The following is a 26,045-nucleotide window of genomic DNA, read 5'->3' as shown; positions in this document are numbered from 1 at the left end:
CAAGGACACAGCGAGAAACCATGAACGCGTTCATGCACGCCAGCCTGGGCATTACCGATTTCTGGACCTTTGTGCTTGGCACGATCTTCATCGTGCTGCTGCCGGGGCCGAACTCGATGTACGTGCTGTCGGTGGCCGCCCAGCGCGGTGTGCGCGCCGGCTACCGGGGCGCGTGCGGCGTATTCCTGGGCGACCTGATCCTGATGGTGCTGTCGGCCGCGGGCGTGGCGTCGCTGCTCAAGGCCAGCCCGGCGCTGTTCTACGTGGTCAAGACCATCGGCGCGGCCTACCTGGCCTGGATCGGCTTCCAGATGCTGCGCGGCGCGCTGCGCAGCTGGTCCCAGCGGGGCGAGGCCGGACAGCCGGCGGCGGTCGAAGTGCCGGTCGAGCGCACCACGGACCCGTTCCGCAAGGCGCTGGTCATCAGCCTGCTGAACCCGAAGGCCATCCTGTTCTTCATCTCGTTCTTTATCCAGTTCGTGGACCCGCAGTTCGCGCGCCCGGTGCTGTCGTTCGTGGCGCTGGGGCTGGTCTGCCAGATCTGCAGCTTCGTCTACCTGACCACCATCATCCTTGTGGGCGCGCGGCTTGCCGAAGCGTTCCGCCGGCGCCGCAGGCTGTCGGCAGGCATGGCGAGCGGTGTGGGGGCCATGTTCATCGGCTTCGGCGCGAAGCTGGCGACGGCCACGCTGAACTGATCCGGCGAGTCGAAATAACCTGAATATCCGGCGCGGCGCGCGAGACTTTCGCGCACCGGCCACCAAAGAGAGCGTGCAATGCCAAAACGCACAGACATCAAGAGCATCCTCATCATCGGCGCGGGCCCCATCATCATCGGGCAGGCGTGCGAATTCGACTACTCCGGCGCCCAGGCCTGCAAGGCCCTGCGCGAAGAGGGCTACAAGGTCATCCTGGTCAATTCGAACCCGGCGACCATCATGACGGACCCGAACACGGCCGACGTGACCTACATCGAGCCCATCACCTGGGAAGTGGTCGAGCGCATCATCGAGCGTGAGCGTCCCGATGCGATCCTGCCGACCATGGGCGGCCAGACCGCGCTGAACTGCGCGCTGGACCTGCATCGCCATGGCGTGCTGGACAAGTACAAGGTGGAGCTGATCGGCGCGTCGCCGGAAGCCATCGACAAGGCCGAGGACCGCCAGAAGTTCAAGGACGCGATGACCAAGATCGGTCTCGGTTCGGCAAAGTCTGGTATCGCGCACTCGATGGACGAGGCCGTGGCCGTGCAGTCGCGCATCGCCGCGGACACCGGCACGGCGGGCTACCCGATCGTGATCCGCCCGTCGTTCACGCTGGGCGGCTCGGGCGGCGGCATCGCCTACAACCGCGAGGAATTCGAGGAAATCTGCAAGCGCGGCCTGGACCTGTCGCCGACGCGCGAGCTGCTGATCGAGGAATCGCTGCTGGGCTGGAAGGAATACGAGATGGAAGTGGTCCGCGACAAGGCGGACAACTGCATCATCATCTGCTCGATCGAGAACCTGGACCCGATGGGCATCCACACCGGCGACTCGATCACCGTGGCCCCGGCGCAGACGCTGACCGACAAGGAATACCAGATCCTGCGTAACGCCTCGCTGGCCGTGCTGCGCGAGATCGGCGTGGATACGGGCGGCTCGAACGTGCAGTTCTCGATCAACCCGGCCGATGGCCGCATGATCGTGATCGAGATGAACCCGCGCGTGTCGCGTTCGTCGGCGCTGGCCTCGAAGGCCACCGGCTTCCCGATCGCCAAGGTGGCGGCCAAGCTGGCCGTGGGCTACACGCTGGACGAGCTGAAGAACGAGATCACCGGCGGCCAGACCCCGGCGTCGTTCGAGCCGTCGATCGACTACGTGGTCACCAAGGTGCCGCGTTTCGCCTTCGAGAAGTTCCCGCAGGCCGACAGCCACCTGACTACGCAGATGAAGTCCGTGGGCGAGGTGATGGCGATGGGCCGCACCTTCCAGGAATCGTTCCAGAAGGCACTGCGCGGCCTGGAAGTGGGCGTGGATGGCCTGGACGAGAAGTCGACCGACCGCGACGAGGTGGTGGAAGAGATCGGCGAAGCCGGCCCGGACCGTATCTGGTACGTGGGCGACGCGTTCCGCCTGGGCATGTCGCTCGAGGAAGTGCATGCCGAGACCGCCATCGACCCGTGGTTCTTGGCCCAGATCGAAGACATCGTGAAGACCGAGTCCATCGTGCGCAACCGCACGCTGGCCAGCCTCTCGACGCCCGAACTGCGCCTGCTCAAGCAGAAGGGTTTCTCGGACCGCCGCCTGGCGAAGCTGCTCAAGACCGACGCCAAGTCGGTGCGCGAGGCGCGTATCGCCCAGAACGTGCGCCCGGTCTACAAGCGCGTGGACACCTGCGCGGCCGAGTTCGCCACCAACACCGCCTACATGTACGGCACGTACGAAGCCGAACACGGCGAGTGCGAGGCCGAGCCGACCGCCAACAAGAAGATCATGGTGCTGGGCGGTGGCCCGAACCGGATCGGCCAGGGCATCGAGTTCGACTATTGCTGCGTGCACGCCGCGCTGGCGCTGCGCGAAGACGGGTACGAGACCATCATGGTCAACTGCAACCCGGAAACCGTGTCGACCGACTATGACACCTCGGACCGCCTGTACTTCGAGCCGCTGACGCTGGAAGACGTGCTGGAAATCGTCGACAAGGAAAAGCCGGTCGGCGTGATCGTCCAGTACGGCGGCCAGACCCCGCTGAAGCTGGCGCTGGACCTGGAAGCCAACGGCGTGCCCATCATCGGCACCAGCCCGGACATGATCGACGCCGCGGAAGACCGCGAGCGCTTCCAGAAGCTGCTGCAGGAACTGGGCCTGCGCCAGCCGCCGAACCGCACCGCGCGGGCCGAGGACGAGGCGCTGCGCCTGGCCGAGGAAATCGGCTACCCGCTGGTGGTGCGCCCGTCGTACGTGCTGGGTGGCCGCGCGATGGAAATCGTGCACGAGCCGCGCGACCTCGAGCGCTATATGCGCGAGGCCGTGAAGGTGTCGCACGACTCCCCGGTGCTGCTGGACCGTTTCCTGAACGACGCGATCGAATGCGACGTGGACGCCCTGAGCGACGGCCAGCGCGTGTTCATCGGCGGCGTGATGGAGCACATCGAGCAGGCTGGCGTGCACTCGGGCGACTCGGCTTGCTCGCTGCCGCCGTACTCGCTCTCGCAAGCCACCGTGGACGAGCTGAAGCGCCAGACCGCCGCCATGGCGAAGGCCCTGAACGTGATCGGCCTGATGAACGTGCAGTTCGCGATCCAGCAGCACAACGGCGAAGATACCGTGTACGTGCTGGAAGTGAACCCGCGCGCCTCGCGGACCGTGCCGTATGTGTCGAAGGCTACCGGCCTGTCGCTGGCGAAGATCGCCGCACGCTGCATGGCCGGCCAGTCGCTGGACTCGCAGGGCATCGGCGAAGAGGTGATACCGCCGTACTTCAGCGTCAAGGAAGCCGTGTTCCCGTTCAACAAGTTCCCGGGCGTGGACCCGGTGCTTGGACCTGAGATGCGCTCCACCGGTGAGGTGATGGGCGTGGGCAAGGTGTTCGGCGAGGCCCTGTTCAAGAGCCAGCTGGCCGCCGGTTCGCGCCTGCCCGAGAAGGGCACCGTGCTGATCACCGTCAAGGACAGCGACAAGCCGCGTGCCGTGGGCGTGGCCCGCATGCTGCACGACCTGGGCTACCCGATCGTCGCCACGCGCGGCACGGCGTCGGCCATCGAGGCAGCGGGGATCCCGGTGCGCGTGGTCAACAAGGTCAAGGACGGCCGTCCGCACATCGTGGACATGATCAAGAACGGCGAACTGGCGCTGGTGTTCACCACGGTGGACGAGACGCGTACGGCCATCGCCGATTCGCGTTCGATCCGTATCGCCGCGCTGGCCGGCCGGGTGCCTTACTACACCACCATTGCCGGCGCCCGCGCCGCAGTGGAGGGCCTGAAGCACATGCAAAGCCTGGAGGTCTACGACCTGCAGAGCCTGCACAAGCAGCTGGCCTGATTGCTGCACCGCCAGACCCGCCGGGTTGATACCGGCGGGCTTTCTGGCCTACACTACGTCGAATTCGTCGATTGAACGGCCTACGGGCCGTTCGGTCCTATCCGAAAGCCGCGGTCGAGCGGAAGTGCTTCCGGCAACCTTGCCGGGAGCATGGCTCCAGCTCCGCTGCGGCTCATTTTTTTGTTGAACGAGATATGAGCACCATTCCGATTACCAAGCGTGGCGCCGAACTCCTGAAGGAAGAACTGCAGCGCCTCAAGGCCGTCGAACGTCCCGCGGTGATCACTGCCATCGCCGAAGCGCGCGCGCAGGGTGACCTGTCGGAAAACGCCGAGTACGACGCCGCCAAGGAAAAGCAGGCCTTTATCGAAGGCCGCATCCTGGACGTGGAGTCGAAGCTGTCGGCTGCCCAGATCATCGATCCGACCCAGCTCGACACGGACGGCCGCATCGTCTTTGGCGCCACCGTGGACCTGGAAGACCTGCAATCGGGCAAGCCCGTGAGCTACCAGATCGTCGGCGACGACGAAGCCGACCTCGACAGCGGCAAGATTTCGGTCAGCTCGCCCATCGCCCGGGCCCTGATCGGCAAGTTCGAAGGCGACGTGGCGATCGTGCTGGCCCCGGGTGGCGAGCGCGAATACGAAGTGATCACCGTCCGCTACGTCTGACGGGCGCCCACACGTGTTCTCTTCCTCGTATTCGAACCTGCCGCCGCTGCCCCACCGGATTTTCCTGCTGCTGACCGTTGTTTGGGCCGGCAGTTTGTGGACAGTAGGTTACATGGTGGCACCGACGCTGTTTTCGGTGCTGCCGAACCGTGAGATGGCAGGCATGATCGCCGGCCACCTGTTCCGGACCGAGGCGATCCTCGGCATCACGGTGGGCGTGCTGCAGTTGGTACTGTGCAATGTGATGATCCGCCGCGGTGCCAAGCGCTATCGCACGCTGCGCTGGATCGTGCTGGCCATGCTGGTTTGCGTGCTGGCCGGCTACTTCGGCGTGCAGCCGTTCATGGAAGGCCTCAAGGTCCGTGCGCAGGCGCTGAACCTGGGTGTCTCCGAGTCGCCGTTCAAGGGCCAGTTCGGCATGCTGCACGGCGTGTCGAGCGTCATCTACCTCGTGCACAGCATACTGGCGCTAGTGCTGGTGTGGCGCGCAGCAGCGCCGCGTTCGGCCGGGGAATAAAAAACGCCCGCACAAGCGGGCGTTCTTCAGGCCAGGAAGGCAGGGCAGGGCGGATCAGCCCAGCGCCTTCTTCTTCTGGCTGCTGGGGCGGGCGCGCAGGCGCTTGACGTTGCCACCCTGGGTCACGCGCTCGTTGCCGAGTACGGTCACTTCCTTGCGGGTGGGCCGACGGTTCGGCGCGGCGCTGGGCTTGCGGACCGTCACGGTGCGCGGCGCGGTGCCAGTGGTCGGGCGGCGCGGGGCCATGCGACCCAGTTCCTCGGGCCGGTTCTCTTCCAGACGGGCCGGACCCGGACGCCAGATCACGAGCAGCTTGCCGATATGCTGGATGGGCGCGGCGTCGAGTTCGTCGCAGATGGCTTCATAAATGGCGATGCGCGTGTCGCGCTCGTCGCCGAATACACGGATCTTGATCAGATCGTGAGCCGCCAGGCTCCGGTCGATCTCGGCCAGGACCGCGCGGGTCAGGCCTTCCGCACCGACCATGACCACAGGGTTCAGACCGTGGGCGCGGGCGCGGAGGGAGGAGCGTTGGGCAGGTATCAGTTCTAGTGCGGGCATGTCAGGGCGCAAAGCGGAATGGCGCGTATTATCCGCCAAAATGACGCCGGCAGGCGGTAAAGATCAGCAAAAAATGGCAAAGAACAAGTTTAATCACGCGTGGTTGCATGACCACATCAACGATCCCTACGTGAAAATGGCGCAGCGCGAGGGCTATCGCGCCCGTGCGGCCTACAAGCTCAAGGAGATCGACGAGCAGGACAAGCTGATCCAGCCGGGCCACGTCATCGTCGACCTCGGCGCCGCCCCGGGCAGCTGGAGCCAGTACGCCCGCAACCGGCTGGCGGCCTCGCCGCGCGCCAAGGATGGCAAGATCGATGGAGCGGTGATCGCCATCGACCTGTTGCCGATGGAACCTGTCGCCGACGTCACTTTTATTCTGGGTGACTTCCGCGAGGAATCGGTATTCCGGGAATTCGAGGAGGTGGTCCTGGCCGCGTCTGGCGGCACCCGGATCGACCTTGTTATCTCGGACATGGCCCCCAATTTGTCCGGTGTGTCTTCGGCCGATTCGGCAAGGATCGAGTATTTATGCGATCTGGCGCTCGAGTTCGCCCAGGCGCACTTGAAACCCGAGGGATCGTTGCTGGTAAAGTGTTTCCACGGCAGCGGGTATAGCCAGATCGTGGAGAAATTCAAGCGCCAGTTCAAGGTAGTCGCGAAGCGCAAGCCCAAGGCGTCGCGCGACAAGTCTTCAGAAACCTTTATTCTTGGGCGTTACCTGAAGTCGGTGGACTGAAACGTGCGCCGGACACCCCGGGCGGCTTGCCGCCATGGGGCGCCTCGGGCACTATCGGGACCATAGATTCAGAGATTCCCTGCGGGGGCGGGGGCTGCATTACAATGCAATGCAGCTATCCCGTTGGCAAGGCAATTGCAAAGGAGTTCGGCCTTGAATAACAACCTGTTTCAAAAGGCGGCAATCTGGCTCGTAATCGCGCTGGTATTGTTCACCGTCTTCAAGCAGTTCGACAAACCACGTGCCCAGGACGGTGTCACCTATTCGCAGTTCATGGATGACGCCAAGAACGGCAAGGTGAGCCGCGTCGACGTGCAGGGCCGTAATCTCGTGGTTTCGCCCAAAGAGGGCGCCAAGTACACGATCATCTCGCCGGGCGACATCTGGATGGTCGGCGACCTGATGAAGTACGGCGTCCAGGTCACCGGCAAGGCCGACGACGAGCCGAACGTGCTGGTCCAGGCCCTGTACTACCTCGGGCCAACCTTGCTGATCATCGTCTTCTGGTTCTACATGATGCGGCAGATGCAGGGCGGCGGGAAAGGCGGTGCCTTCTCGTTCGGCAAGTCCCGTGCACGCCTGATCGACGAGAACCAGAACGCCGTCACGTTCTCGGACGTGGCCGGCTGCGACGAGGCCAAGGAGGAAGTGGTCGAACTGGTCGACTTCCTCAAGGATCCGCAGAAATTCCAGAAGCTGGGCGGCCGTATTCCGCGCGGCGTGCTGCTGGTTGGCCCTCCGGGTACCGGTAAGACGCTGCTGGCACGCGCCATCGCCGGCGAGGCCAAGGTGCCTTTCTTCAGCATTTCCGGTTCGGACTTCGTCGAAATGTTCGTCGGCGTGGGCGCGGCCCGTGTGCGCGACATGTTCGAGAACGCCAAGAAGCAGGCGCCTTGCATCGTGTTCATCGATGAAATCGACGCGGTCGGTCGTCATCGTGGCGCCGGCATGGGCGGCGGCAACGACGAGCGCGAGCAGACGCTGAACCAGATGCTGGTCGAGATGGACGGCTTCGAGGCCAACTCGGGCGTCATCGTGATCGCCGCGACCAACCGTGCCGACGTGCTGGACAAGGCGCTGCTGCGTCCGGGTCGTTTCGACCGCCAGGTCTACGTGGGCCTGCCGGACATCCGCGGCCGCGAGCAGATCCTGAAGGTGCATATGCGCAAGGTGCCGATCGGCAACGACGTGGACGCGTCGGTGATCGGTCGTGGTACCCCGGGCTTCTCGGGTGCCGACCTGGCCAACCTGGTCAACGAGGCCGCGCTGTTCGCCGCCCGCCGCAACAAGCGCGTGGTGGACATGCAGGACTTCGAGGACGCCAAGGACAAGATCTTCATGGGCCCGGAGCGCAAGTCGACGGTCATGCGCGAAGAAGAGCGCAAGGCCACGGCTTACCACGAGTCCGGCCATGCGGTGGTGGCCAAGCTGCTGCCGAAGGCCGATCCGGTGCACAAGGTTACGATCATGCCGCGCGGCTGGGCACTGGGCGTGACCTGGCAGCTGCCGGAGCATGACAAGTATTCGAAGTACAAGGACAACATGCTCGACGAGATCGCGATTCTCTTCGGCGGCCGTGCGGCGGAGGAGGTCTTCCTCAACGCCATGAGCACGGGGGCGTCCAACGACTTCGAGCGCGCCACCAAGATCGCCCGCGACATGGTGACCCGTTTCGGCATGAGCGATTCGCTCGGCGCCATGGTCTATGTCGATACGGAGCAGGACGGCATGTTCGGCAAGCTCTCGTCGAAGACTGTGTCCGAGGCCACCCAGCAGAAGGTTGACGGCGAGATCCGTCGCATCATCGACGAGCAATATGCGCTGGCGAAGCACCTGCTCGAAGATCACCGCGACAAGGTCGAGGCGATGACCAGCGCCCTGATGGAGTGGGAAACGATCGACGCCGATCAGGTGAACGACATCATGGCTGGCAAGCCGCCGCGTCCGCCGCGTAACGTGTCGGGCCAGAACGGTGGTGGTAACACGCCTTCGGGCGGTTCGCCGGTGGCGCCGACCAACGCGCCTGCCACGGCCTGATCGCGATTGCCCTGCCTTCGCAGGCAGGCAGTTCAGAAGCCGGTGCCCTGCGCACCGGCTTTTTCCATTCCAGGACAGCAGATCTTGTCGACCGAGTTCTTCCAGTGCGGGCGCTACCGTTTCGCCCGCAACCGCCGCCCACTGGTGATGGGCATCCTCAACGTCACACCCGATTCGTTTTCCGACGGTGGCCAGCATGCGGGCCGCGATGCGGCCTTGCGCCACGCGGAGCAGATGATTGCCGAAGGCGTGGACATCATCGACATTGGCGGGGAATCGAGCCGTCCGGGCTCAGCGGCGCTGCCGCTGGATCAGGAACTGGCCCGGGTGATGCCGATCGTCGAGGCCCTGGCGCCGTGTGGCAAACCGTTGTCGATCGACACCTACAAGCCCGAAGTCATGCGTGCGGCACTGGCGGGCGGAGCGGATCTGATCAACGATATCTGGGGCTTCCGCATGCCGGGCGCGGTGGAAGCCGTGAGCGGCGCGGCGGCGGGACAGGCGGGCCTGTGCGTGATGCACATGCAGCGTGACCCGCAGACGATGCAGGAAGACCCGCAGTATGTCGACGTGGTGGCCGAGGTGGAGGGGTTCCTGCGCGAACGGGTGTCAACCCTGCGTGCGGCGGGCGTGGACGACGCACGTATTTCGCTCGATCCGGGGTTTGGATTTGGCAAGACGCCGGATCATAATCTCCGTCTGCTCGGCCAAATGCCGCGACTTGCCGTGGACGGCCTGCCGATCCTGGCCGGGCTCTCGCGCAAGTCGACGCTTGGCGCCATTCTCGGCGGCAGACCGCCGCAGCAGCGCGTGGCGGCCAGCCTGGCCGCGGCCGTGTGCGCGGTGGAGCGGGGCGCATTTATCGTGCGGGTGCACGACGTGGAACAGACGGTGGACGCCATCAAGACCTGGTGGGCGATTCGCCATGAATCAGTTGCCGGTACAGGGCAATCGGGAGAATGAAACAGATGACGCGCAAGTATTTCGGGACAGATGGCGTGCGGGGTCGGGTTGGTGAAGCACCGATCACGCCGGATTTTGTGATGCGGCTCGGCTACGCCGCCGGCAAGGTGCTGGCGCTGGGCCAGAAAACCAGCCAGGGCCGGCCGACCGTGCTGATCGGCAAGGACACGCGGATCTCGGGTTATATGCTCGAAGCCGCGCTGGAAGCCGGTTTCACGGCTGCCGGCGTGCACGTGCTGCTGACCGGTCCGCTGCCGACGCCGGGCGTGGCCTACCTGACCCGCGCGCTGCGGCTGGCGGCGGGCGTGGTCATTTCCGCGAGCCACAATCCGTACTACGACAACGGCATCAAGTTCTTCTCGTCGACGGGCGACAAGCTGCCGGACGAGACGGAGCTGAAGATCGAGGCCCAGCTCGAAGAGCCGATGGCCTGCGTGCGTTCGGACGACCTCGGCCGCGCGCGCCGCATCGACGATGCGGCTGGCCGCTACATCGAGTTCTGCAAGAGCACATTCCCGTATGAGCAGGACCTGCACGGGCTCAAGCTCGTGGTGGACTGCGCCCACGGGGCGGCGTACCACATCGCCCCGCACGTGTTCCACGAACTCGGTGCCGAGGTGATCTCCATCGGCAACCAGCCGGACGGCCGCAACATCAACGCCGGCTACGGCGCCACGGCGCCTGAGCGGTTGATCGAATCCGTCAAGGCGCACGGCGCGCACCTGGGCCTGGCCTTCGACGGCGATGCCGACCGCCTGCAGGTGGTGGACGCCGATGGCCGGCTCTACAACGGCGACGAACTGCTGTACCTGATCGTGCGGGACCGGCAGGCTGCTGGCCACCGCGTCGATGGCGCGGTGGGCACGCTGATGACGAACATGGCCGTCGAGCTGGCGCTGAAGCGCCTTGGCGTCGAATTCGTTCGCGCCAAGGTGGGCGACCGCTACGTGCTGGAAGAACTCAACAAGCGCAAGTGGACGCTCGGCGGCGAAGGCTCCGGCCATCTTTTGTGCCTGGATCGGCACACGACGGGCGATGGCATCGTGTCGGCACTCCAGGTGCTGGCTGCACTGCGCCGGAGCGGCAAGACGCTGGCGCAGTTGCTGGAAGGCGTGAAGTTGTTCCCGCAGACCCTGATCAACGTGCGCGTGGAGAAGGGTTTCGACTGGCAGACCCATGCCGGGTTGCAGGCGGCGCGCGCCAAGATCGAGCCGGAACTCGAAGGCCGTGGGCGGGTGCTGATCCGCGCCTCGGGCACCGAGCCGGTGGTCCGTGTGATGGTGGAGGCCGAACAGGTCGAGACCGCCGAACGCGCGGCCCAGGCCTTGGCTGACTCGCTGCGCGCCTGACCGTTCCTGTAGTGACCGAAAATGACGCCAGCGTGATGCTGGCGTCATTTTTTATGCCTTTTTCTCCACATATACGAGTTAACTAGCCATCACAAAAGGCCGCTTTAAGAACATCTCGTGTTGTCACGGATCTGTCATATAGAAAGCATAAAGTTCGGATGTCAAAAATTTGTCATTCCCAACCATGTTCTCTGGAGGACATATGAAGCTGGTCAAGACTGCCGTGGCAGGCATCGTTTCGATGGTAGTGATGGGTACTGCGTTCGCGGCGGAAATTACCGGTGCAGGCGCCTCGTTCCCGGCGCCCGTGTATTCCAAATGGGCAGACGCCTACCAAAAAGCTACGGGTAACAAGGTCAACTATCAATCCATCGGTTCGTCGGGCGGCATCAAGCAGATTGGCGCCAAGACGGTCGATTTCGGCGCATCGGACGCCCCGCTAAAGGACGAGGAACTGGCCAAGCAAGGCCTGGTGCAGTTCCCGACGGTGATCGGCGGCGTGGTGCCGGTGATCAACCTGCAAGGCGTGAAGCCGGGCGACCTCACCATCACCGGTGAACTGCTCGCCAACATCTACCTGGGCAAGATCAAGAAGTGGGACGATCCCGCCATCAAGGCCCTGAACCCGAAGGTCCAGCTGCCGAACCAGGACATCCTGCCGGTCCGTCGCGCCGATGGCTCGGGCACCACGTTCATCTTCACGAACTACCTGTCGAAGGTCAGCGCTGACTGGAAGAGCACGGTGGGCGAAGGCACCACGGTCAACTGGCCGGGCGGCGGCACGGGCGGCAAGGGTAACGAAGGCGTGGCCGCTTTCGTGCAGCGCCTGAACGGTGCCATTGGCTACGTGGAGTACGCGTACGCCAAGCAAAACAAGATGACCCACCTGAACATGAAGAACGCCTCGGGTGAAGTGGTGCAGCCGGGCGACGACGCCTTCAAGGCCGCCGCCGCCGGTGCGGACTGGAGCAAGACGTACTACCAGATCCTGACCAACCAGCAAGGCAAGACCGCATGGCCGATCGCTGGCGCCACGTTCATCCTGGTGCACAAGAGCCAGGAAAAGGCAGCGCAAGGCGCGGAAGTGCTGAAGTTCTTCGACTGGGCCTACAAGAGCGGCGCCAACATGGCCGCTGACCTGGACTACGTGCCGCTGCCGGAATCGGTCGTGAACCAGATCCGCACGACGTGGAAGACCAGCGTCAAGGACTCGTCGGGCAAGTCGCTGTACTAAGCTGCTGTACTGACGGCACGGGCAGGGCGCGAGGATCTACCGGATCACGTGCCTTGTCATCCGCAGGGCTGGCCGGCCCGCCCAGGTAAGTCACCGAGGCGGGCCGTGCCGCTTGCATCCACGCACTCCATATCCCACCATGGCCACTACGCCCGATCTCCCCGCCGTCCGGCCCCCCAGCCGCATGGGCGACATCCTGTTCGGCGGCCTGACGCGCGGCGCCGCCATCGTGACGCTGCTGCTGCTGGGCGGCATCATCGTTTCCCTGGCATTCAGCGCCTGGCCCTCGATCCAGAAATTCGGCATCTCGTTCCTGTGGAACGCCGAATGGGATCCGCCTGCCGACGTCTACGGCGCCCTGGTCCCCATCTACGGCACGCTGATCACCTCGATCATCGCGCTTATCATCGCCGTGCCGGTCAGTTTCGGCATCGCCCTGTTCCTGACCGAGCTGTCGCCCGCCTGGCTGCGCCGGCCGCTCGGCACTGCCATCGAGCTGCTTGCTGCCGTGCCGTCCATCGTCTACGGCATGTGGGGCCTGCTCGTGTTCTCGCCGATCTTCGGCGAGTACTTCCAGAGGCCGCTGGCCAACACGATTGGCCAGGTGCCCGTGATCGGCAAGCTGTTCCAGGGCGCGCCGCTGGGCATCGGCCTGCTGTGCGCCGGCGTGATCCTGGCGATCATGATCATCCCGTACATCGCTTCGGTGATGCGCGACGTGTTCGAAGTAACCCCGGTGCTGCTGAAGGAATCGGCGTACGGCGTGGGCTGCACCACCTGGGAGGTGATGTGGCGCGTGGTGCTGCCGTACACCCGGGCCGGTGTGATCGGCGGCGTGATGCTTGGCCTGGGCCGCGCGCTCGGCGAGACCATGGCCGTGACGTTCGTGATCGGCAACACCAACCTGCTGGACAACGTCTCGCTGTTTTCGCCCGGCAACTCCATCACCTCGGCGCTGGCGAACGAATTCGCCGAAGCCGGTGCCGGCCTGCACACCGCCGCGCTGATGGAACTGGGCCTGATCCTGTTCTTCATTACCTTCGTGGTGCTGGCGCTGTCCAAAGTGCTGCTGCTGCGCCTTGCCAAGAATGAGGGGGGCAAATGAACCAAGCCAGCCAAACCGTATCTGCCACGCAGATCCCGGCCGTTCGCCCCGATGCGGACGCCGTGCGCACCCGGCTGCAGGCGTCCCGCCGGCGCATGAACGTCTACGCGCTGACCGCCTCGCTCGCGGCCATGGTCTTCGGCCTGTTCTGGCTCGCGTGGATCCTCTGGACTACCATTTCGCTGGGCGTGGGCGGCCTGTCGCTCGACCTGTTCACGCAGATGACCCCGGCGCCCAACACCGCCGGCGGCGGTCTGGCCAATGCCATCTTCGGCAGCTTCGTGATGGTGGGCGTGGCCACGCTGATTGGCACGCCGCTGGGCATCCTGGCCGGCATCTACCTGGCCGAGTATGGTCAGAAGTCGCCGCTGGCCAGCCTGATCCGCTTTATCAACGACATCTTGCTGTCGGCGCCGTCCATCGTGATCGGCCTGTTCGTCTATGCGCTGGTGGTCACGCGGATGGGGCACTTCTCGGGCTGGGCCGGCATCTGCGCGCTGGCACTGCTGCAGGTTCCCATCGTGGTGCGTACCACCGAGAACATGCTGAACCTGGTGCCGAACGCGCTGCGCGAGGCTGCCGTGGCCCTGGGCACGCCGAAGTGGAAGATGGTGATGTCGATCACGGTCAAGTCGTCGTATGCGGGCATCGTTACCGGCGTGCTGCTGGCCGTGGCCCGTATCGCCGGCGAGACCGCGCCGCTGCTGTTCACGGCGCTGTCCAACCAGTTCTGGACCAGCGACCTGAACAAGCCGATGGCCAACCTGCCGGTGACGATCTTCCGCTTCGCGATGAGCCCGTTCACCGAATGGCAGCAGCTGGCCTGGGCCGGTGTGTTCCTCATTACCGTCGGTGTGCTCGCGCTGAATATCGTCGCGCGCATGCTGTTCAAGAAATAAGCCGGCGCCACGTGCCCCGATCATCGAATTCCAGCGAGACACGAGCATGACCTCTACCGTCATCGACATTCCCGACACCGTGCGCGCCAAGATCGACGTGCGGAACCTGAACTTCTATTACGGTCAGTTCCACGCGCTGAAGCACATCAACATGTCCATCCCGGACCGCAAGGTGACTGCGTTCATCGGCCCGTCCGGTTGCGGCAAGTCCACGCTGCTGCGCACCTTCAACAAGATGTTCGCGCTGTACCCGGAGCAACGGGCCGAGGGCGAGATCAACATGGACGGCGAGAACCTGCTGGCCAGCAAGCAGGACATCGCGCTGCTGCGCGCCAAGGTGGGCATGGTGTTCCAGAAGCCCACGCCGTTCCCGATGTCGATCTATGACAACATCGCCTTTGGCGTGCGTCTGTTCGAAAAGCTCTCGCGCTCCGAAATGGACGACCGCGTGGAGTGGGCGCTCTCGAAGGCCGCCCTGTGGAACGAGGCCAAGGACAAGCTGCACCAGTCGGGCTACGGCCTGTCGGGCGGCCAGCAGCAGCGTCTGTGCATCGCGCGCGGCATCGCCATCCGTCCGGAAGTGCTGCTGCTCGACGAACCGTGCTCGGCGCTGGACCCGATCTCCACCGGTCGCATCGAGGAACTGATTGCCGAACTCAAGGACGAGTACACGGTGGTCATCGTCACCCACAACATGCAGCAGGCCGCGCGCTGCTCGGACTACACCGCCTACATGTACCTGGGCGAGCTGATCGAATTCGGCGAGACCGAGAAGATCTTCATCAAGCCGCACCGCAAGGAAACCGAGGATTACATCACCGGCCGCTTCGGCTGATCGCAGACCTTCCACGCCCCGGCCAGGAGAACATCATGACTGACAAGCACCTGTCGACCCAGTTCGACGCCGACCTCAACGCGATCAACACCAAGCTGCTGCAGATGGGCGGGCTTGTCGAGTCGCAGATCGAGCTCGCCATGCGCGCGCTGGCCGACTTCGACGCCGACCTGGCGGACCAGGTCATCACCCGCGAACAGCAACTCAATGCGCTGGAAGTGGAAATCGACGCGGACTGCAACAACATCATCGCGCGCCGCCAACCCACCGCGCGTGACCTGCGCCTGGTGATGGCGATCTCGAAGACCATCACCAACCTCGAGCGCGCCGGCGACGAGGCCGAGAAAGTGGCCAAGCGCACCAAGCACATCATGGAAGACGCGGCGGCGCACAACATCAACTACTCCGAGGTGAAGCTGTCGGGGGAGATGGCCATCACGCTGCTGCGCCAGGCGCTGGACGCCTTCGCCCGGCTCGACACCGTGGCGGCTGCGCGCATCGTCAAAGATGACAAGGCCATCGACGATGAATTCCGCGCCTTCGTGCGCAAGTTGATCACCTACATGATGGAAGACCCGCGCTCGATTTCGGTAGCGCTGGACTTCCTGTTCATCGCCAAGGCGATCGAACGAATCGGCGATCATGCCAAGAATATTGCAGAATTCATCATCTACATCGTCAAGGGCACGGACGTGCGCCATACCTCGCGCGAAGATATGGAGCGCGAAGCGCTGAGCTGACCCTGGCGGCAAGACTGAGAAGCGGAGAAAACATACATGCCAAGCAGTATTCTCGTTGTCGAAGACGAACCGGCGATTGCAGAACTGATCGCCGTCAACCTGCAGCACGCGGGGCACTATCCAATCCGAGCGTATAACGCCGAACAGGCGCTGTCCCTCATGAGCGATGTCCTGCCAGACCTCGTGTTGCTGGACTGGATGCTTCCGGGCAAGTCGGGCGCGACCTTCGCCAAGGAACTGCGTACCAACGACCGCACCAAGCAGATTCCCATCATCATGCTCACCGCCCGCAGCGAGGAGCAGGACAAGGTGATGGGGCTCGAGGCTGGCGCGGATGATTACGTCACCAAGCCGTTCTCGCCCAAGGAACTGCTGGCCCGCATCAAGGCCGTGCTGCGCCGTCGTGCGCCGCAGCTGACCGACGACGTGGTGGCCATCAACGGCCTGCGGCTGGACCCGGCCACGCACCGCGTGACCGGCCAGGATGACTCCGGCCCGATCAAGCTGGACCTTGGTCCTACCGAATTCCGTTTGCTGCACTTCCTGATGACTCATCCGGAACGTGTGCATAGTCGATCACAATTGCTCGATCAGGTCTGGGGTGATCACGTGTTCGTGGAAGAGCGGACAGTGGACGTGCACATCAAGCGTCTGCGCGCCGCGCTGACGCCCGGGGGCTACAGCAATATGATCGAAACGGTACGTGGCAGCGGGTATCGGTTGGCGCGCTCGCCGAGCCACTGATCCGCCGATCGCCAGATCCTGGCAAGTCCGGCGCGGAGCAGCAGTAAGAGGGGCCGCGCCGGCACCATCGCCACGGCGGATTCGTGGCACACTCCGTCGCAACGACTGCGGTCGACCCGGCCTCCGGCCGGCCGCCTGACTCCACATCCCTCTCATGAATGTCATTTGGGCCCGATCCGCGGCCATCCTCGTCAGCCTGGCAGTTATCGCCGCCGGTCTGTACGTTTTTGTGGGGCCGGTTGCCGGCCTGACCTTCCTTTGCATCGCGCTGTTCCTGCAGCTTTGCTACTACCTGTTCCAGATCAACCGGCTGTGGAAGGTGCTCGACGCGCCCGCCTATGGCGAAATCCCGAGCGCGCTCGGGCTGTGGGGCGAGGTCTATTACCGCCTGCACCGGCTGGTCAAGCGCTGGCGCACGCAGGTGCTCCAGGTGGAGCAGCAGCACACGCGCTTTATCCAGGCCATCCAGGCGTCGCCTTACGGCGTGCTGATGCTTGACGATGCTGACCAGATCGAATGGTGCAACGGCGTGGCCGAGCAGCATTTCGGCCTGAACGCGCGGCGCGATGTGCGCCAGCGCATTACGCACCTGATCCGCCGCCCCGAGTTCATTCAGTACCTGACCCGCGAGCGCTACGACGAACCGCTGGTCATGCGCGACATGGGCGAGCACAAGCGCAACATCACCTCTGTCCAGATCCTTCCTTACGGCGAAAACCGCAAGCTCGTGCTGACGCAGGACATCACCAAGGTGGAAAACACCGAAGCCATGCGCCGCGATTTCGTGGCCAATGTGTCGCATGAACTGAAGACGCCACTGACCGTGCTCACCGGCTTCCTGGAAACCGTGCGCGACTTGCCGGTGTCCGAAGAGGACCGCAGGCGCTACGTGGACCTGATGCTGGTGCAGTCGATGCGTATGCAGCGGATCGTCGAAGACCTGCTGGCGCTGGCCAAGCTCGAGAGCGATGTGCAGCCGCCGACGCAGGATCGCGTGAATGTGGGCGCCCTGGCGGCCCACCTTGTCCACGATGCAGAGGCGCTCTCGCAGGACCGCCACCAGATCGCCGCCGAGATCGACACAGGCGTGGTACTGCGCGGGGCGGAGAGCGAGTTGCTGTCGGCGCTGGGTAACCTGGTGTCGAACGCAGTGCGCTACACGCCGGACGGCGGGCGGATTGCGATCCGGCTGAGTTTTACGGATGGACACTCGGTGTTTTCGGTCAGCGATACGGGGCTGGGCATTGCACCCGAGCACATCCCGCGCCTGACCGAGCGGTTCTACCGCGTGGACCGCAGCCGCTCGCGCGACACCGGCGGCACCGGCTTGGGGCTGGCCATCGTCAAGCATGTCCTGTCGCGCCACCATGCCGACCTGCGCGTGACCAGCGAGGTCGGGCGCGGCAGCACCTTCCGGATCGTCTTCCCGACGGATCGCAGTGGCTATGAGCCGGCGGCCGTTGCATCGCACCTGCCGGACCCGCGCCGCCACGCGGCGTAACACCGGGTCGCGGCAAATCGCCCCCTCCCGCACGCGGGAAGGGGCGAATCGGCGAATCCATCAGTTCCCGAATATCCTCAGCAGTTCCGCCTGACTCACCAGCTGCCGCTTGGCCGCCGAGCGCTTGCGCACGTACTGGCCATCCGGCTGCATCAGCCATGCGGACGCGTTGTCGCGCAGGTGCACCTGCAGGCTTTCCTTGATCACACGCGCCTTGAGCTTGCGATCCAGCACCGGGAAGGCCACCTCCACGCGGCGGAACAGGTTGCGATCCATCCAGTCGGCGCTCGACAGGTAGAGCACATCCTCGCCATCGGCACGGAAGTAGTAGACCCGATGGTGCTCCAGGAAGCGGCCCACCACCGAACGCACGGTGATGTTGTCCGACATCCCCGGCACGCCCGGGCGCAGCGCGCACACGCCACGCACGATCAGGTCGATCTTCACCCCCGCGCGCGACGCCTTGTAGAGTTCGTCGATGATCGACGGCTCCAGCAGCGCGTTCATCTTGGCGATGATGCGCGCCCGCTTGCCCGCCCGCGCATTGCGCGCCTCGGCGCGGATATGCTCGACGAGGTTGCTGTGCATGGTGAACGGCGACTGCCACAGGTGGTTCAGCCGGATCGTCCCGGCCGTGCCGGTCAGCAGCTGGAACACGTGGTGCACGTCCTCGCAGACTTTCTCGTCGGCCGTCAACAGGCCGAAGTCGGTGTACAGCCGGGCCGTGCGCGGGTGGTAGTTGCCGGTGCCCAGGTGCGCATAGCGGCGCAGGGTGACCTGCTTCACCTTCGGGCCGGCTGCCTCGCGCCGCACGATCAGCAGCATCTTGGCGTGGCACTTGTGGCCCACCACGCCGTAGACCACGTGGGCGCCGGCGGACTCGAGCCGCTCGGCCCAGTTGATATTGGTTTCCTCGTCGAAGCGCGCCAGCAACTCCACCACCACCGTGACTTCCTTGCCGTTGCGCGCCGCAGTCATCAGCGCCTCCATGACCGCCGACTCATTGCCGGTGCGGTACACGGTCTGCTTGATGGCCACCACGTTCGGGTCGGCCGCGGCGAGTTGCAGCAGGTCGAGCACGGAGGTGAAGCTCTCGTACGGATGGTGCAGCAGCACGTCCTGCTGGCGGATCACGTCGAACATGCCAAGCCCGGTCAGGAGCGGCTTGACCGGTGCCGGCACGTGCGGCGGATACTTGAGGGCAGGGCGGTCGACCAGATCGGGAATCTGCATCAACCGCACCAGGTTCACCGGGCCGCTCACGCGGTACAGGTCCTGCTCGGTCAGGCCCGATTCCAGCAGCAGCCGGCGCGAGAGCGCGGGCGGGGTATCGGACGAGACCTCGAGCCGCACCGTATCGCCGAAATGCCGGGCCGGCAGTTCGCCCTGGAGCGCCTCGCGCAGGTCGGTGATGTCGTCTTCGGAGACGAACAGGTCGGAATTGCGGGTGACGCGGAACTGGTAGCAGCCCTCCACGTCGATGGCGGGGAACAGTTCATGCACGAACGCCTGCATGAACGAGGACAGCATCACGAAGCCATACGGATAGCCGGACAGCTTCTCCGGCATGCGCACCACGCGCGGCAATGCGCGGGGGGCCTGCACGATGGCGAGGTCGGCGTCGCGGCCGAAGGCGTCCTTGCCGGACAGTTCGACGACGAAGTTCAGGCTCTTGTTGAGCACGCGCGGGAACGGGTGCGCCGGATCGAGCGCGATCGGCGTCAGCACCGGACCCAGCTCGCGCGTGAAGAAATCGCGCGCCCATCGGCGCTGATCGTCGGTCCAGGTGTTCGTCAGGTGAAAAAACACGCCTTCCTGTTCGAGGGCGGGGAAGATCACGTTCTGCAGCATGTCATACTGCGAGGCCACGAGCCGCTGTGTGCGCTCCGTGACGAGCTGATAGGTCTGGAGGACGGAGAGACCATCGGGCGTCAGGCCCGATGCGTTATCACGCATCTGCTCCTTCAGCCCCGCCATGCGGATTTCAAAAAACTCGTCCAGATTGCTGGAGACGATGCAGATGAACTTCAGCCTTTCCAGCAGCGGTACGTTCGGGTCGGCAGCCTGCGCCAGCACGCGCGCATTGAATTCCAGAATGCCAAGCTCGCGGTTCAGCAGCGTGCCGGGCGGCGTCGTCATCATGTGTAGAACCTTATTTTGGCGATGTGGCGACTTTTTCATAGAATCGTGTCAATTTGATGACACTTTGATTTTGTCATGATGCAGACATGACAAGGACATAATCTTACGCGTTTGGCGGGGTTGTACGTATCTTGCCAAACTTGCACCGATCCTGCGCTACTTACGCACGCAATGACACAGAATCCCCGCCTGCTGGCCGCCGTCGACATGGGTTCCAATAGCTTCCGCCTGATGATCGGGCGGGTGGACGAGACGCCCACGGCCTCCGGCCCTGCCAGCCAGATCTTCCAGGTGGATGCCCTGCGCGAGCCGGTACGACTTGCCGCCGGTCTGACGCCTGACAAATACTTGGACCAACCCGCGCGACGACGCGGCATCGACGCGCTGCGCCGCTTTGGCGACCGCCTGCGCGATTTCTCGCCAGAACACGTGCGTGCGGTGGCCACCAACACGCTGCGCGTGGCCAAGAATGCTTCCGAATTCCTGATCGAGGCAGAAAGTGCGCTCGGCTTCCCGATCGAAGTGATCGCCGGGCGCGAAGAGGCGCGGCTGATCTATCTCGGCGCCTCGCACGATGCGCCAGCCTGCCAGGGCAACCGGCTCGTGGTCGACATCGGCGGCGGCTCCACCGAGTTCATCATTGGCAGCGGCTATCAGTCGAAGCTGATGGAAAGCTTGTATATCGGATGCGTGTCGCACAGCCGTCATTTCTTTCCGAGCGGCAACGTGGATGAATACGCGTTCAAGCAGGCCGAACTGGCCGCGCGGCGCGAGATCCAGGTGCTGGTGCGCCAGTACCGCGCGGCGGGCTGGCAGCAGGCAGTGGGCTCGTCGGGCACGGCACGCGCGCTGGCCGAGCTGATCGAGCTGAACGGCATGAACGACAACCCGGCCGAGCACGGCATCACGCGCGAGGGCCTGGAGCGGCTCAAGCGCGCGCTGATCAAGGCCGAGAACGCCAATCGTGTGAAGCTCGCGGGCCTCAAGGCCGACCGCATCCCGGTGCTGCCAGGCGGCCTGTCGATCATGCTGGGCGTGTTCGCCGAACTCGACGTGGACCGCATGGACGTGACCGACGGCGCGCTGCGGTTGGGCGTGCTGTACGACCTGCTCGGTCGTAGCCACCACGAGGACATGCGCACGGTCACCGTCGACCAGTTCATGCGCCGCTACGCCGTGGACCGCGCGCAGGCGAGCCGGGTAGGGCAGGCCGCGCGCGATCTGCTCGCCCAGTTCCCCGATCCGCCCAACGAGCGCCGCGACGACAACCTCGCGCTACTGGGCTGGGCCGCGAGCCTGCACGAGATCGGCATGTCGATCTCGCATAGCGGCTATCACAAGCATTCGGCCTATATCGCCACACACGCGGACATGCCGGGCTTCTCGAAGACCGACCAGGCGCGGCTGGCGACGCTGCTGCTGGGCCATGCGGGCAAGCTGGGCAAGCTCTCTGGCAGCGGCAAGTTCGTCGACTGGCGCATGCTGTTCAGCCTGCGTCTGGCTTTTGTCCTGTGCCGGCGCCGTGCGGACGTGAAGCTGCCCCAGATCGAGGTCAGCCAGCGGTCGGATGCTCTCGATGAGGGTTTCGAAGTGCGGCTGCCTAAGGTGTGGATCGATGAGAACCCGCTCGTCGAGTACAGCCTGGCGCAGGAGTCCGACGAATGGGAGCGCGTGGGCAAGCGCTACAAGGTGGTGTACGTCTGATTCGGCAGTCTTCCGAGCGGCCAGTTAAAAAGGCGACCCCGTTCCCGGAGTCGCCTTTTTTCATGCCGATGAAATGTGCCGTTTCGATCGGGGAGCCGACAGGCTTCGGTCGCGGACTCAGCCGCGGTTGAGGCCTAGGAAATGGCGGGCGTAGCGCGGGTTCATGTCGCTCACGCGCAGCAGCGTCAGGAAGTCGGCTACGTTGAAGTCGGGATCCCATGCCGGCTCGCCGCAGATCTTCGCGCCCAGGCGCAGATAGCCCTTGATCAGCGCCGGCGGTTCCACGTCGAGCGCCTGGTTCAGGTTTTCCACCGGCAGGCGAGTGCGCGGGAAGGCGTGGTACTCGATCGGTGCCAGGAACTTCTCGGAGAACAGACGATGGAGGCTGGCCGCGTAGTGGCCGCCGTCGCTCATCGGCACGCTGGCGCAGCCGAGCATCGACTCGAGGTTGTAGCGTTGCAGGTATTCGCCCAGCCCGGCCCAGAGCGCCATGATGACGCTGCCCGAGCGGTAGTCGCGGTGCACGCACGAGCGGCCCAGTTCCAGCATCTTGGGGCGCAGGTGCGCCAGGCGCACGAGGTCGAATTCGGATTCGGCGTAGAGGCAGCCGACGCGCTTGGCCTGGTGCGGCGGCAGTACGCGGTAGGTGCCCACCACGCGCAGCGTTTCCTGGTCGCGTACGATCAGGTGGTCGCAATAGGCGTCGAACATGTCGACATCGGTGCCATTGGACGACGACTGGAGCCGTGCGCCCATTTCTTCGGCGAAGACCTTGTAGCGCAGGCGCTGCGCCTCGGCTACTTCGTCCTGGTGACGTGCCCACGCCACACTGAAAGCAGGCGCTGGAGCTTGTGCATGGGTTTGGTGCTGTGCTGGCTGACGAGGAAGACAGCTCCGCGCCGACTGGCCGGAGCGGCCAGTGGGCAAAGCGTCAAACAGCGGCTGGGTAGGCGTCGGAAGGTCGCGCATGTATGTCCTTTCGGTGACGAAACGGCTTCGAAACAATGTAGAGAGGGCTGGTGACAGTGCCGTGAAGCAGTGATGACGCTTCCATGACGTCCCTCTGTTGGGCGGCGCACCGGCGACTCTAGCCAGCGGCCTCCCGTGTTTCCATCGTCGTTATCCGAAAAAAGGACCGGTATTGCAGTTTGAAAACCTTGCCTCGGAATTGAGGCAGATCCGTCGCGAATCTGCCGCATCGTCCTAGAGGAAATCGGGACCCGTGACGGCGCGCAGGACGACCTGGGCCTCGGTGTCGCGCGTGCGTGCGGACAGCCACCAGATGCCGCTCTTCTTCACGCTCCAGCTGATTTCGTGGCCCGCCAGCAACAGGCTGGCCAGGCGGCCGATCCATGGCTGGTGGCCCACGACCACGGTGTGCTCGTGGCCTTGCGGCCAGTCGATGGCGGCGAGGATGGCGCTGACATCGGCGCCGGGCGCGAGGTCGGGCAGGACTTCCACCTTGCTACTGAGTGCGCCAGCGGTCTCGCGCGTGCGCAGGGCCGGGCTGCAGACTACGCGATGATCGGCGGGCAGATGGGCGCGCAACCATGCGGCGGATGCCTCGGCCTGCTTGCGGCCACGCCGCGTGAGGGGGCGTTGCAGGTCAGCGCTGCGCGAGAGGCTGAGGGGGTCAGGCAAGTCCTCGGCTTCGGCGTGGCGCCACAAGATCAGATTCATGTTGGCAGGTATTCGTTGTGCCTTGAGTATGGTAAAGCGGGTAGCCCAAGGCAAGACGCGGGGCGCGCGTCGTCAAACGAATCGCCAGAAACAAAACGGGCCGCCCGAAGGCAGCCCGTCAGTGTCGGCGGGGGCGATGTCAGCCGCGTGACAGCGGCGCTCGCCCGATCGGCGCGAACTCAGGATTTGTGGCGGAAATTGATGCGGCCCTTGGTCAGGTCGTAGGGCGACATTTCGAGGGTCACGCGGTCACCGGCCAGAATGCGGATACGGTGCTTCTGCATCTTGCCCGAGGCGTATGCCCAGATTTCCACGCCGTTTTCCAGCGTGACGCGATAACGGTTGTCGGGCAGGGCTTCCGACACCACGCCGCCAAATTCAATGAGTTCTTCCTTAGCCAATCTGTTTTCCTTTGCGGCAGCCCCGAGAGCTGCGTAAGTTTTTAGGGAATACGTGTGAAGCGCCCGATGGATCATCGGGCTGGACCGTGCCATGGCGCGGTCCTGTGCGTCTCGGGACAGGCGGGCAAGGTGTTTCCGGGTCTGGCCGGCCGCGACATACCCCGAATCTGGGGGTGCGGCGCCGAAAAATCCAGTGTGCCTGGCAGCACGGACCCGGTTACAGGGCATGCTCAGATACCCCGGAACTGACGCGGGATTATAGCACGTTCGGCGGTGCAGCATGCCCTGCGGCCGTCGGCCGGGCGCCATGAAAAAAGGGCCTACGCCGAAGACGTAAGCCCTTGATTCCACCACTTGTTCTACTGCCTAAAACTGCTTGCAAAACTGGTCGGAGCGATAGGATTCGAACCTACGACCCTCTGATCCCAAATCAGATGCGCTACCAGGCTGCGCTACGCTCCGAAGCCGGCGATTCTAGCCCGGGACGGCTCGTGCGGTCAATCACGGCGTGCAATAAGCATTCCTGATGCCAAAATGTGACGTCATCGCCGCTGCGCCCAACACCCCGCTTCAGCGGGGCGCTTTAGGCTTGACTTGGTTCCGGGCGCTGACATAATCCGCACACCGCAAAGGTCCGACCGGCGCACGTCGCCGGGTTGCTGTTCCCATCCGGACCCGGTCCCGACTATCACAACAATGGTGCGCCAGCCGCCGCGAGCGACGCGAGCGGCGCGGCAGTGCCTGAGCCACGCCCCACCGGTGCCCTTGCGGCCACCGGCTGCCCAGGGCGCCCGGAACCTGCGGAAATAAAACAGGACGGCCATCGCAGGCCGCAAACAGAAGGTGGTTTCCCAGTGCCGCGCGGAGCACTTGGCGATGCCTTTGTGAACGGGAAGGAAGATGTTTCAGTCGCAGGTGGTAGTGCTGATCGCAGGCCTGTTTGCGCTGCAGATGGCGGTCGTCTGTGCCGTGTTGCGGCGCGCGCCGGGCATGGAGCGCAGCGGGCTGACCTCATGGGCGCTGGGGGACCTGATTGTCACGCTCGCGGTGGTGCTGCTGGCGGCCCATGCGTGGCGTCCCGAATGGCCACTCCATGGCCTGCCCGAGCTGGCGTTGAGCGTGGGATTGTCGATGATGGTCTACGGTACGCGCCATTTCGTCGGCAAGCCGGGCCGGGGCAGGGTGCTGGCCATCGCCAACCTGCCGGCCCTGGTCGCGGTGGGGGCCCATGCGGCCAGCCACCTCGCGCCGGCCACGCTGCCGGAGTCGGCGGCGTTCGGGGTGTCGCTCTCGCTGGCGGCCGCCTGTATTCAAATACTGTTGTCGATCGAGATCATCCGCATCACGGCGCCGTGCGTGGCGGAGAAGCGGGGCACCGGGCGGCTGGCCGCGCTGTGCCTCTGCTTCGTGGCGCTGGCCTGTGCCGCCCTGGCAGCCATGCAGGCGCTGCCGATGCTGGAGGCGCTGGGCCAGGTTCGCCCGCACGCGCCGGTCGATGCCGATGGCGGCGTCACAGTCTGGTTCGTGTTCGGCGTAGTGGGGTTGTCGGTCAGCTTCGCGCTGATGGCACACGACCGGCTGCGCCGCATGCTGGAGCGCCGTGCGCGGCACGACGACCTGACCGACGTGCTCTCGCGCGGCGCGTTCTGGGAGGAACTCGAGCTGGCCTGCAAGCAGGCGGAACGCACGCGCCAGTCGTTCACCGTGGCGTTCATCGACCTCGATCACTTCAAGGCCATCAACGACCTCTACGGCCATCTGGCCGGCGACAGCGTGCTGCGCCACTTCGCCGGCCTGCTGCGCAAGGCAGCGCCGGCGGGTGCGGTGCTGGGGCGACTGGGCGGCGAGGAGTTCGCCATCGTCCTGCCCGATACCGCGATGGAGGCGGGCCGCGCCGTGAGCCTGCGCCTGAACGCGATCGTGCGCGGCGCGCCGTGCCCCTCGGAACCGGACCCGATTGCCTACACCGTCAGTATTGGCATGGCCGAGCGGCAGGCGGGCGAGAATGCCGATGCCGTCATGCGTCGGGCCGACCGCGCGCTGTACGACGCCAAGCAGATGGGCCGCAACTGCGTGTCGTCGCACGACAGCGGCGAGCCGGTCGGCATGCCGCGCCGGCCCCGTGTGCGCGAACGCGAATCCAACTGATTTCGCGCGCGCGGTGGAGTAGAATGCTGGCCTTGCCGCCACGGCAAGGC

Annotated in this window: 22 protein-coding genes and 1 tRNA gene; 17 read left to right on the top strand and 6 right to left on the bottom strand. The window is 64.7% G+C overall.

All coding sequences use genetic code 11. The features are described 5' to 3' along the window. Positions 1-20: 20 nt before the first annotated feature. The 4 genes from leuE to BM115_RS01510 all read left to right on the top strand — a co-directional run bounded on the left by leuE (position 21) and on the right by BM115_RS01510 (position 5,213). A complete protein-coding gene (gene leuE / locus BM115_RS01525; protein WP_092289813.1) occupies positions 21-698 on the top strand; it encodes a leucine efflux protein LeuE in 678 nt (225 codons plus the stop codon). 78 nt (positions 699-776) lie between these two features. Beyond that, positions 777-4,025 carry a carbamoyl-phosphate synthase large subunit gene (gene carB / locus BM115_RS01520; RefSeq protein ID WP_092289811.1) on the top strand — a complete coding sequence of 1,083 codons (3,249 nt, stop codon included), beginning with the start codon at positions 777-779 and terminating at the stop codon, positions 4,023-4,025. A gap of 194 nt (positions 4,026-4,219) precedes the next feature. After that, positions 4,220-4,696, top strand: a complete 477-nt coding sequence (greA, locus tag BM115_RS01515) for a transcription elongation factor GreA (RefSeq protein WP_092289809.1) — start codon at positions 4,220-4,222, stop codon at positions 4,694-4,696. A 13-nt stretch (positions 4,697-4,709) separates the two neighbouring features. Continuing rightward, positions 4,710-5,213 carry a DUF4149 domain-containing protein gene (locus BM115_RS01510; protein WP_092289807.1) on the top strand — a complete coding sequence of 168 codons (504 nt, stop codon included), beginning with the start codon at positions 4,710-4,712 and terminating at the stop codon, positions 5,211-5,213. A gap of 54 nt (positions 5,214-5,267) precedes the next feature. Here the strand turns inward: BM115_RS01510 and BM115_RS01505 are convergent, their stop codons facing one another. Further along, positions 5,268-5,774 carry a YhbY family RNA-binding protein gene (locus BM115_RS01505; RefSeq protein WP_092289805.1) on the bottom strand — a complete coding sequence of 169 codons (507 nt, stop codon included), beginning with the start codon at positions 5,772-5,774 and terminating at the stop codon, positions 5,268-5,270. 73 nt (positions 5,775-5,847) lie between these two features. Here BM115_RS01505 and BM115_RS01500 point away from each other — a divergent pair, with 73 nt between their 5' ends. From BM115_RS01500 to phoR, 11 genes are all read left to right on the top strand, one after another. Further along, positions 5,848-6,513 (top strand): RlmE family RNA methyltransferase, encoded by a 666-nt coding sequence (locus BM115_RS01500; RefSeq protein ID WP_092289803.1) that lies wholly within the window; start codon positions 5,848-5,850, stop codon positions 6,511-6,513. 153 nt (positions 6,514-6,666) lie between these two features. Continuing rightward, complete coding sequence (ftsH, locus tag BM115_RS01495; RefSeq protein ID WP_092289801.1) at positions 6,667-8,550, top strand: ATP-dependent zinc metalloprotease FtsH; 1,884 nt, start codon at positions 6,667-6,669, stop codon at positions 8,548-8,550. Between the two features lie 84 nt (positions 8,551-8,634). Then, complete coding sequence (gene folP / locus BM115_RS01490) at positions 8,635-9,513, top strand: dihydropteroate synthase (protein WP_092289799.1); 879 nt, start codon at positions 8,635-8,637, stop codon at positions 9,511-9,513. Between the two features lie 5 nt (positions 9,514-9,518). Beyond that, on the top strand, positions 9,519-10,862 hold the full coding sequence (glmM, locus tag BM115_RS01485; protein WP_092289797.1) for a phosphoglucosamine mutase: 1,344 nt from the start codon (positions 9,519-9,521) through the stop codon (positions 10,860-10,862). 202 nt (positions 10,863-11,064) lie between these two features. Next, positions 11,065-12,096 (top strand): phosphate ABC transporter substrate-binding protein PstS, encoded by a 1,032-nt coding sequence (gene pstS / locus BM115_RS01480; protein ID WP_092289795.1) that lies wholly within the window; start codon positions 11,065-11,067, stop codon positions 12,094-12,096. Between the two features lie 139 nt (positions 12,097-12,235). Further along, the gene (gene pstC / locus BM115_RS01475; RefSeq protein ID WP_092289793.1) at positions 12,236-13,201 is read left to right on the top strand and encodes a phosphate ABC transporter permease PstC; all 966 of its coding nucleotides are present in this window, start codon (positions 12,236-12,238) and stop codon (positions 13,199-13,201) included. Continuing rightward, positions 13,198-14,100: a phosphate ABC transporter permease PstA gene (gene pstA, locus BM115_RS01470; protein WP_092289791.1), complete on the top strand. Its 903-nt coding sequence runs from the start codon at positions 13,198-13,200 to the stop codon at positions 14,098-14,100. The genes pstC and pstA overlap by 4 nt, the downstream gene beginning before the upstream one ends. 46 nt (positions 14,101-14,146) lie before the next feature. Further along, on the top strand, positions 14,147-14,935 hold the full coding sequence (pstB, locus tag BM115_RS01465) for a phosphate ABC transporter ATP-binding protein PstB (RefSeq protein ID WP_092289789.1): 789 nt from the start codon (positions 14,147-14,149) through the stop codon (positions 14,933-14,935). 35 nt (positions 14,936-14,970) lie between these two features. Further along, complete coding sequence (gene phoU / locus BM115_RS01460) at positions 14,971-15,675, top strand: phosphate signaling complex protein PhoU (RefSeq protein WP_092289787.1); 705 nt, start codon at positions 14,971-14,973, stop codon at positions 15,673-15,675. A 36-nt stretch (positions 15,676-15,711) separates the two neighbouring features. Beyond that, positions 15,712-16,419, top strand: a complete 708-nt coding sequence (gene phoB, locus BM115_RS01455) for a phosphate regulon transcriptional regulator PhoB (RefSeq protein ID WP_066735924.1) — start codon at positions 15,712-15,714, stop codon at positions 16,417-16,419. Positions 16,420-16,573: 154 nt separating this feature from the next. Then, positions 16,574-17,920 carry a phosphate regulon sensor histidine kinase PhoR gene (gene phoR / locus BM115_RS01450; protein ID WP_092289785.1) on the top strand — a complete coding sequence of 449 codons (1,347 nt, stop codon included), beginning with the start codon at positions 16,574-16,576 and terminating at the stop codon, positions 17,918-17,920. Between the two features lie 60 nt (positions 17,921-17,980). Here phoR and ppk1 read toward each other — a convergent pair whose 3' ends face one another. Then, positions 17,981-20,101, bottom strand: a complete 2,121-nt coding sequence (gene ppk1, locus BM115_RS01445) for a polyphosphate kinase 1 (RefSeq protein WP_092289783.1) — start codon at positions 20,099-20,101, stop codon at positions 17,981-17,983. A gap of 132 nt (positions 20,102-20,233) precedes the next feature. On the opposite strand from ppk1, the gene ppx reads away from it, so the two are divergent. Next, complete coding sequence (gene ppx / locus BM115_RS01440) at positions 20,234-21,766, top strand: exopolyphosphatase (protein WP_092289781.1); 1,533 nt, start codon at positions 20,234-20,236, stop codon at positions 21,764-21,766. Between the two features lie 117 nt (positions 21,767-21,883). Here the strand turns inward: ppx and BM115_RS01435 are convergent, their stop codons facing one another. The 4 genes from BM115_RS01435 to BM115_RS01420 all read right to left on the bottom strand — a co-directional run bounded on the left by BM115_RS01435 (position 21,884) and on the right by BM115_RS01420 (position 24,309). Then, positions 21,884-22,735, bottom strand: coding sequence for a GNAT family N-acetyltransferase (locus tag BM115_RS01435; RefSeq protein ID WP_092289779.1), 852 nt, complete (start codon positions 22,733-22,735; stop codon positions 21,884-21,886). Between the two features lie 234 nt (positions 22,736-22,969). Next, positions 22,970-23,446 (bottom strand): SixA phosphatase family protein, encoded by a 477-nt coding sequence (locus tag BM115_RS01430; protein ID WP_092289777.1) that lies wholly within the window; start codon positions 23,444-23,446, stop codon positions 22,970-22,972. 179 nt (positions 23,447-23,625) lie between these two features. Beyond that, entirely contained in the window at positions 23,626-23,847 is a 222-nt protein-coding gene (infA, locus tag BM115_RS01425; protein WP_008641674.1) for a translation initiation factor IF-1, read from the bottom strand. Between the two features lie 385 nt (positions 23,848-24,232). Beyond that, positions 24,233-24,309 (bottom strand) — tRNA-Pro (locus BM115_RS01420). Positions 24,310-24,747: 438 nt separating this feature from the next. Between BM115_RS01420 and BM115_RS01415 the strand changes: the two genes are divergently transcribed. Further along, the gene (locus BM115_RS01415; RefSeq protein ID WP_092289775.1) at positions 24,748-25,995 is read left to right on the top strand and encodes a sensor domain-containing diguanylate cyclase; all 1,248 of its coding nucleotides are present in this window, start codon (positions 24,748-24,750) and stop codon (positions 25,993-25,995) included. Positions 25,996-26,045 lie beyond the last annotated feature (50 nt).

Source organism: Cupriavidus sp. OV096, from assembly GCF_900115455.1.
In the GTDB taxonomy this organism is placed as follows: domain Bacteria; phylum Pseudomonadota; class Gammaproteobacteria; order Burkholderiales; family Burkholderiaceae; genus Cupriavidus.
This window is presented reverse-complemented; position numbering and strand designations above follow the sequence as displayed.

Bases quoted from the DNA above. Each gene is read 5' to 3' on its own strand.
- leuE (WP_092289813.1), top strand. From the start codon at position 21: ATGAACGCGTTCATGCACGCCAGCCTGGGCATTACCGATTTCTGGACC.
- carB (WP_092289811.1), top strand. From the start codon at position 777: ATGCCAAAACGCACAGACATCAAGAGCATCCTCATCATCGGCGCGGGC.
- greA (WP_092289809.1), top strand. From the start codon at position 4,220: ATGAGCACCATTCCGATTACCAAGCGTGGCGCCGAACTCCTGAAGGAA.
- BM115_RS01505 (WP_092289805.1), bottom strand. From the start codon at position 5,774: ATGCCCGCACTAGAACTGATACCTGCCCAACGCTCCTCCCTCCGCGCC.
- BM115_RS01500 (WP_092289803.1), top strand. From the start codon at position 5,848: ATGGCAAAGAACAAGTTTAATCACGCGTGGTTGCATGACCACATCAAC.
- glmM (WP_092289797.1), top strand. From the start codon at position 9,519: ATGACGCGCAAGTATTTCGGGACAGATGGCGTGCGGGGTCGGGTTGGT.
- pstS (WP_092289795.1), top strand. From the start codon at position 11,065: ATGAAGCTGGTCAAGACTGCCGTGGCAGGCATCGTTTCGATGGTAGTG.
- pstC (WP_092289793.1), top strand. From the start codon at position 12,236: ATGGCCACTACGCCCGATCTCCCCGCCGTCCGGCCCCCCAGCCGCATG.
- pstA (WP_092289791.1), top strand. From the start codon at position 13,198: ATGAACCAAGCCAGCCAAACCGTATCTGCCACGCAGATCCCGGCCGTT.
- pstB (WP_092289789.1), top strand. From the start codon at position 14,147: ATGACCTCTACCGTCATCGACATTCCCGACACCGTGCGCGCCAAGATC.
- phoU (WP_092289787.1), top strand. From the start codon at position 14,971: ATGACTGACAAGCACCTGTCGACCCAGTTCGACGCCGACCTCAACGCG.
- phoB (WP_066735924.1), top strand. From the start codon at position 15,712: ATGCCAAGCAGTATTCTCGTTGTCGAAGACGAACCGGCGATTGCAGAA.
- phoR (WP_092289785.1), top strand. From the start codon at position 16,574: ATGAATGTCATTTGGGCCCGATCCGCGGCCATCCTCGTCAGCCTGGCA.
- ppk1 (WP_092289783.1), bottom strand. From the start codon at position 20,101: ATGAAAAAGTCGCCACATCGCCAAAATAAGGTTCTACACATGATGACG.
- ppx (WP_092289781.1), top strand. From the start codon at position 20,234: ATGACACAGAATCCCCGCCTGCTGGCCGCCGTCGACATGGGTTCCAAT.
- BM115_RS01435 (WP_092289779.1), bottom strand. From the start codon at position 22,735: ATGCGCGACCTTCCGACGCCTACCCAGCCGCTGTTTGACGCTTTGCCC.
- BM115_RS01430 (WP_092289777.1), bottom strand. From the start codon at position 23,446: ATGAATCTGATCTTGTGGCGCCACGCCGAAGCCGAGGACTTGCCTGAC.
- BM115_RS01415 (WP_092289775.1), top strand. From the start codon at position 24,748: ATGTTTCAGTCGCAGGTGGTAGTGCTGATCGCAGGCCTGTTTGCGCTG.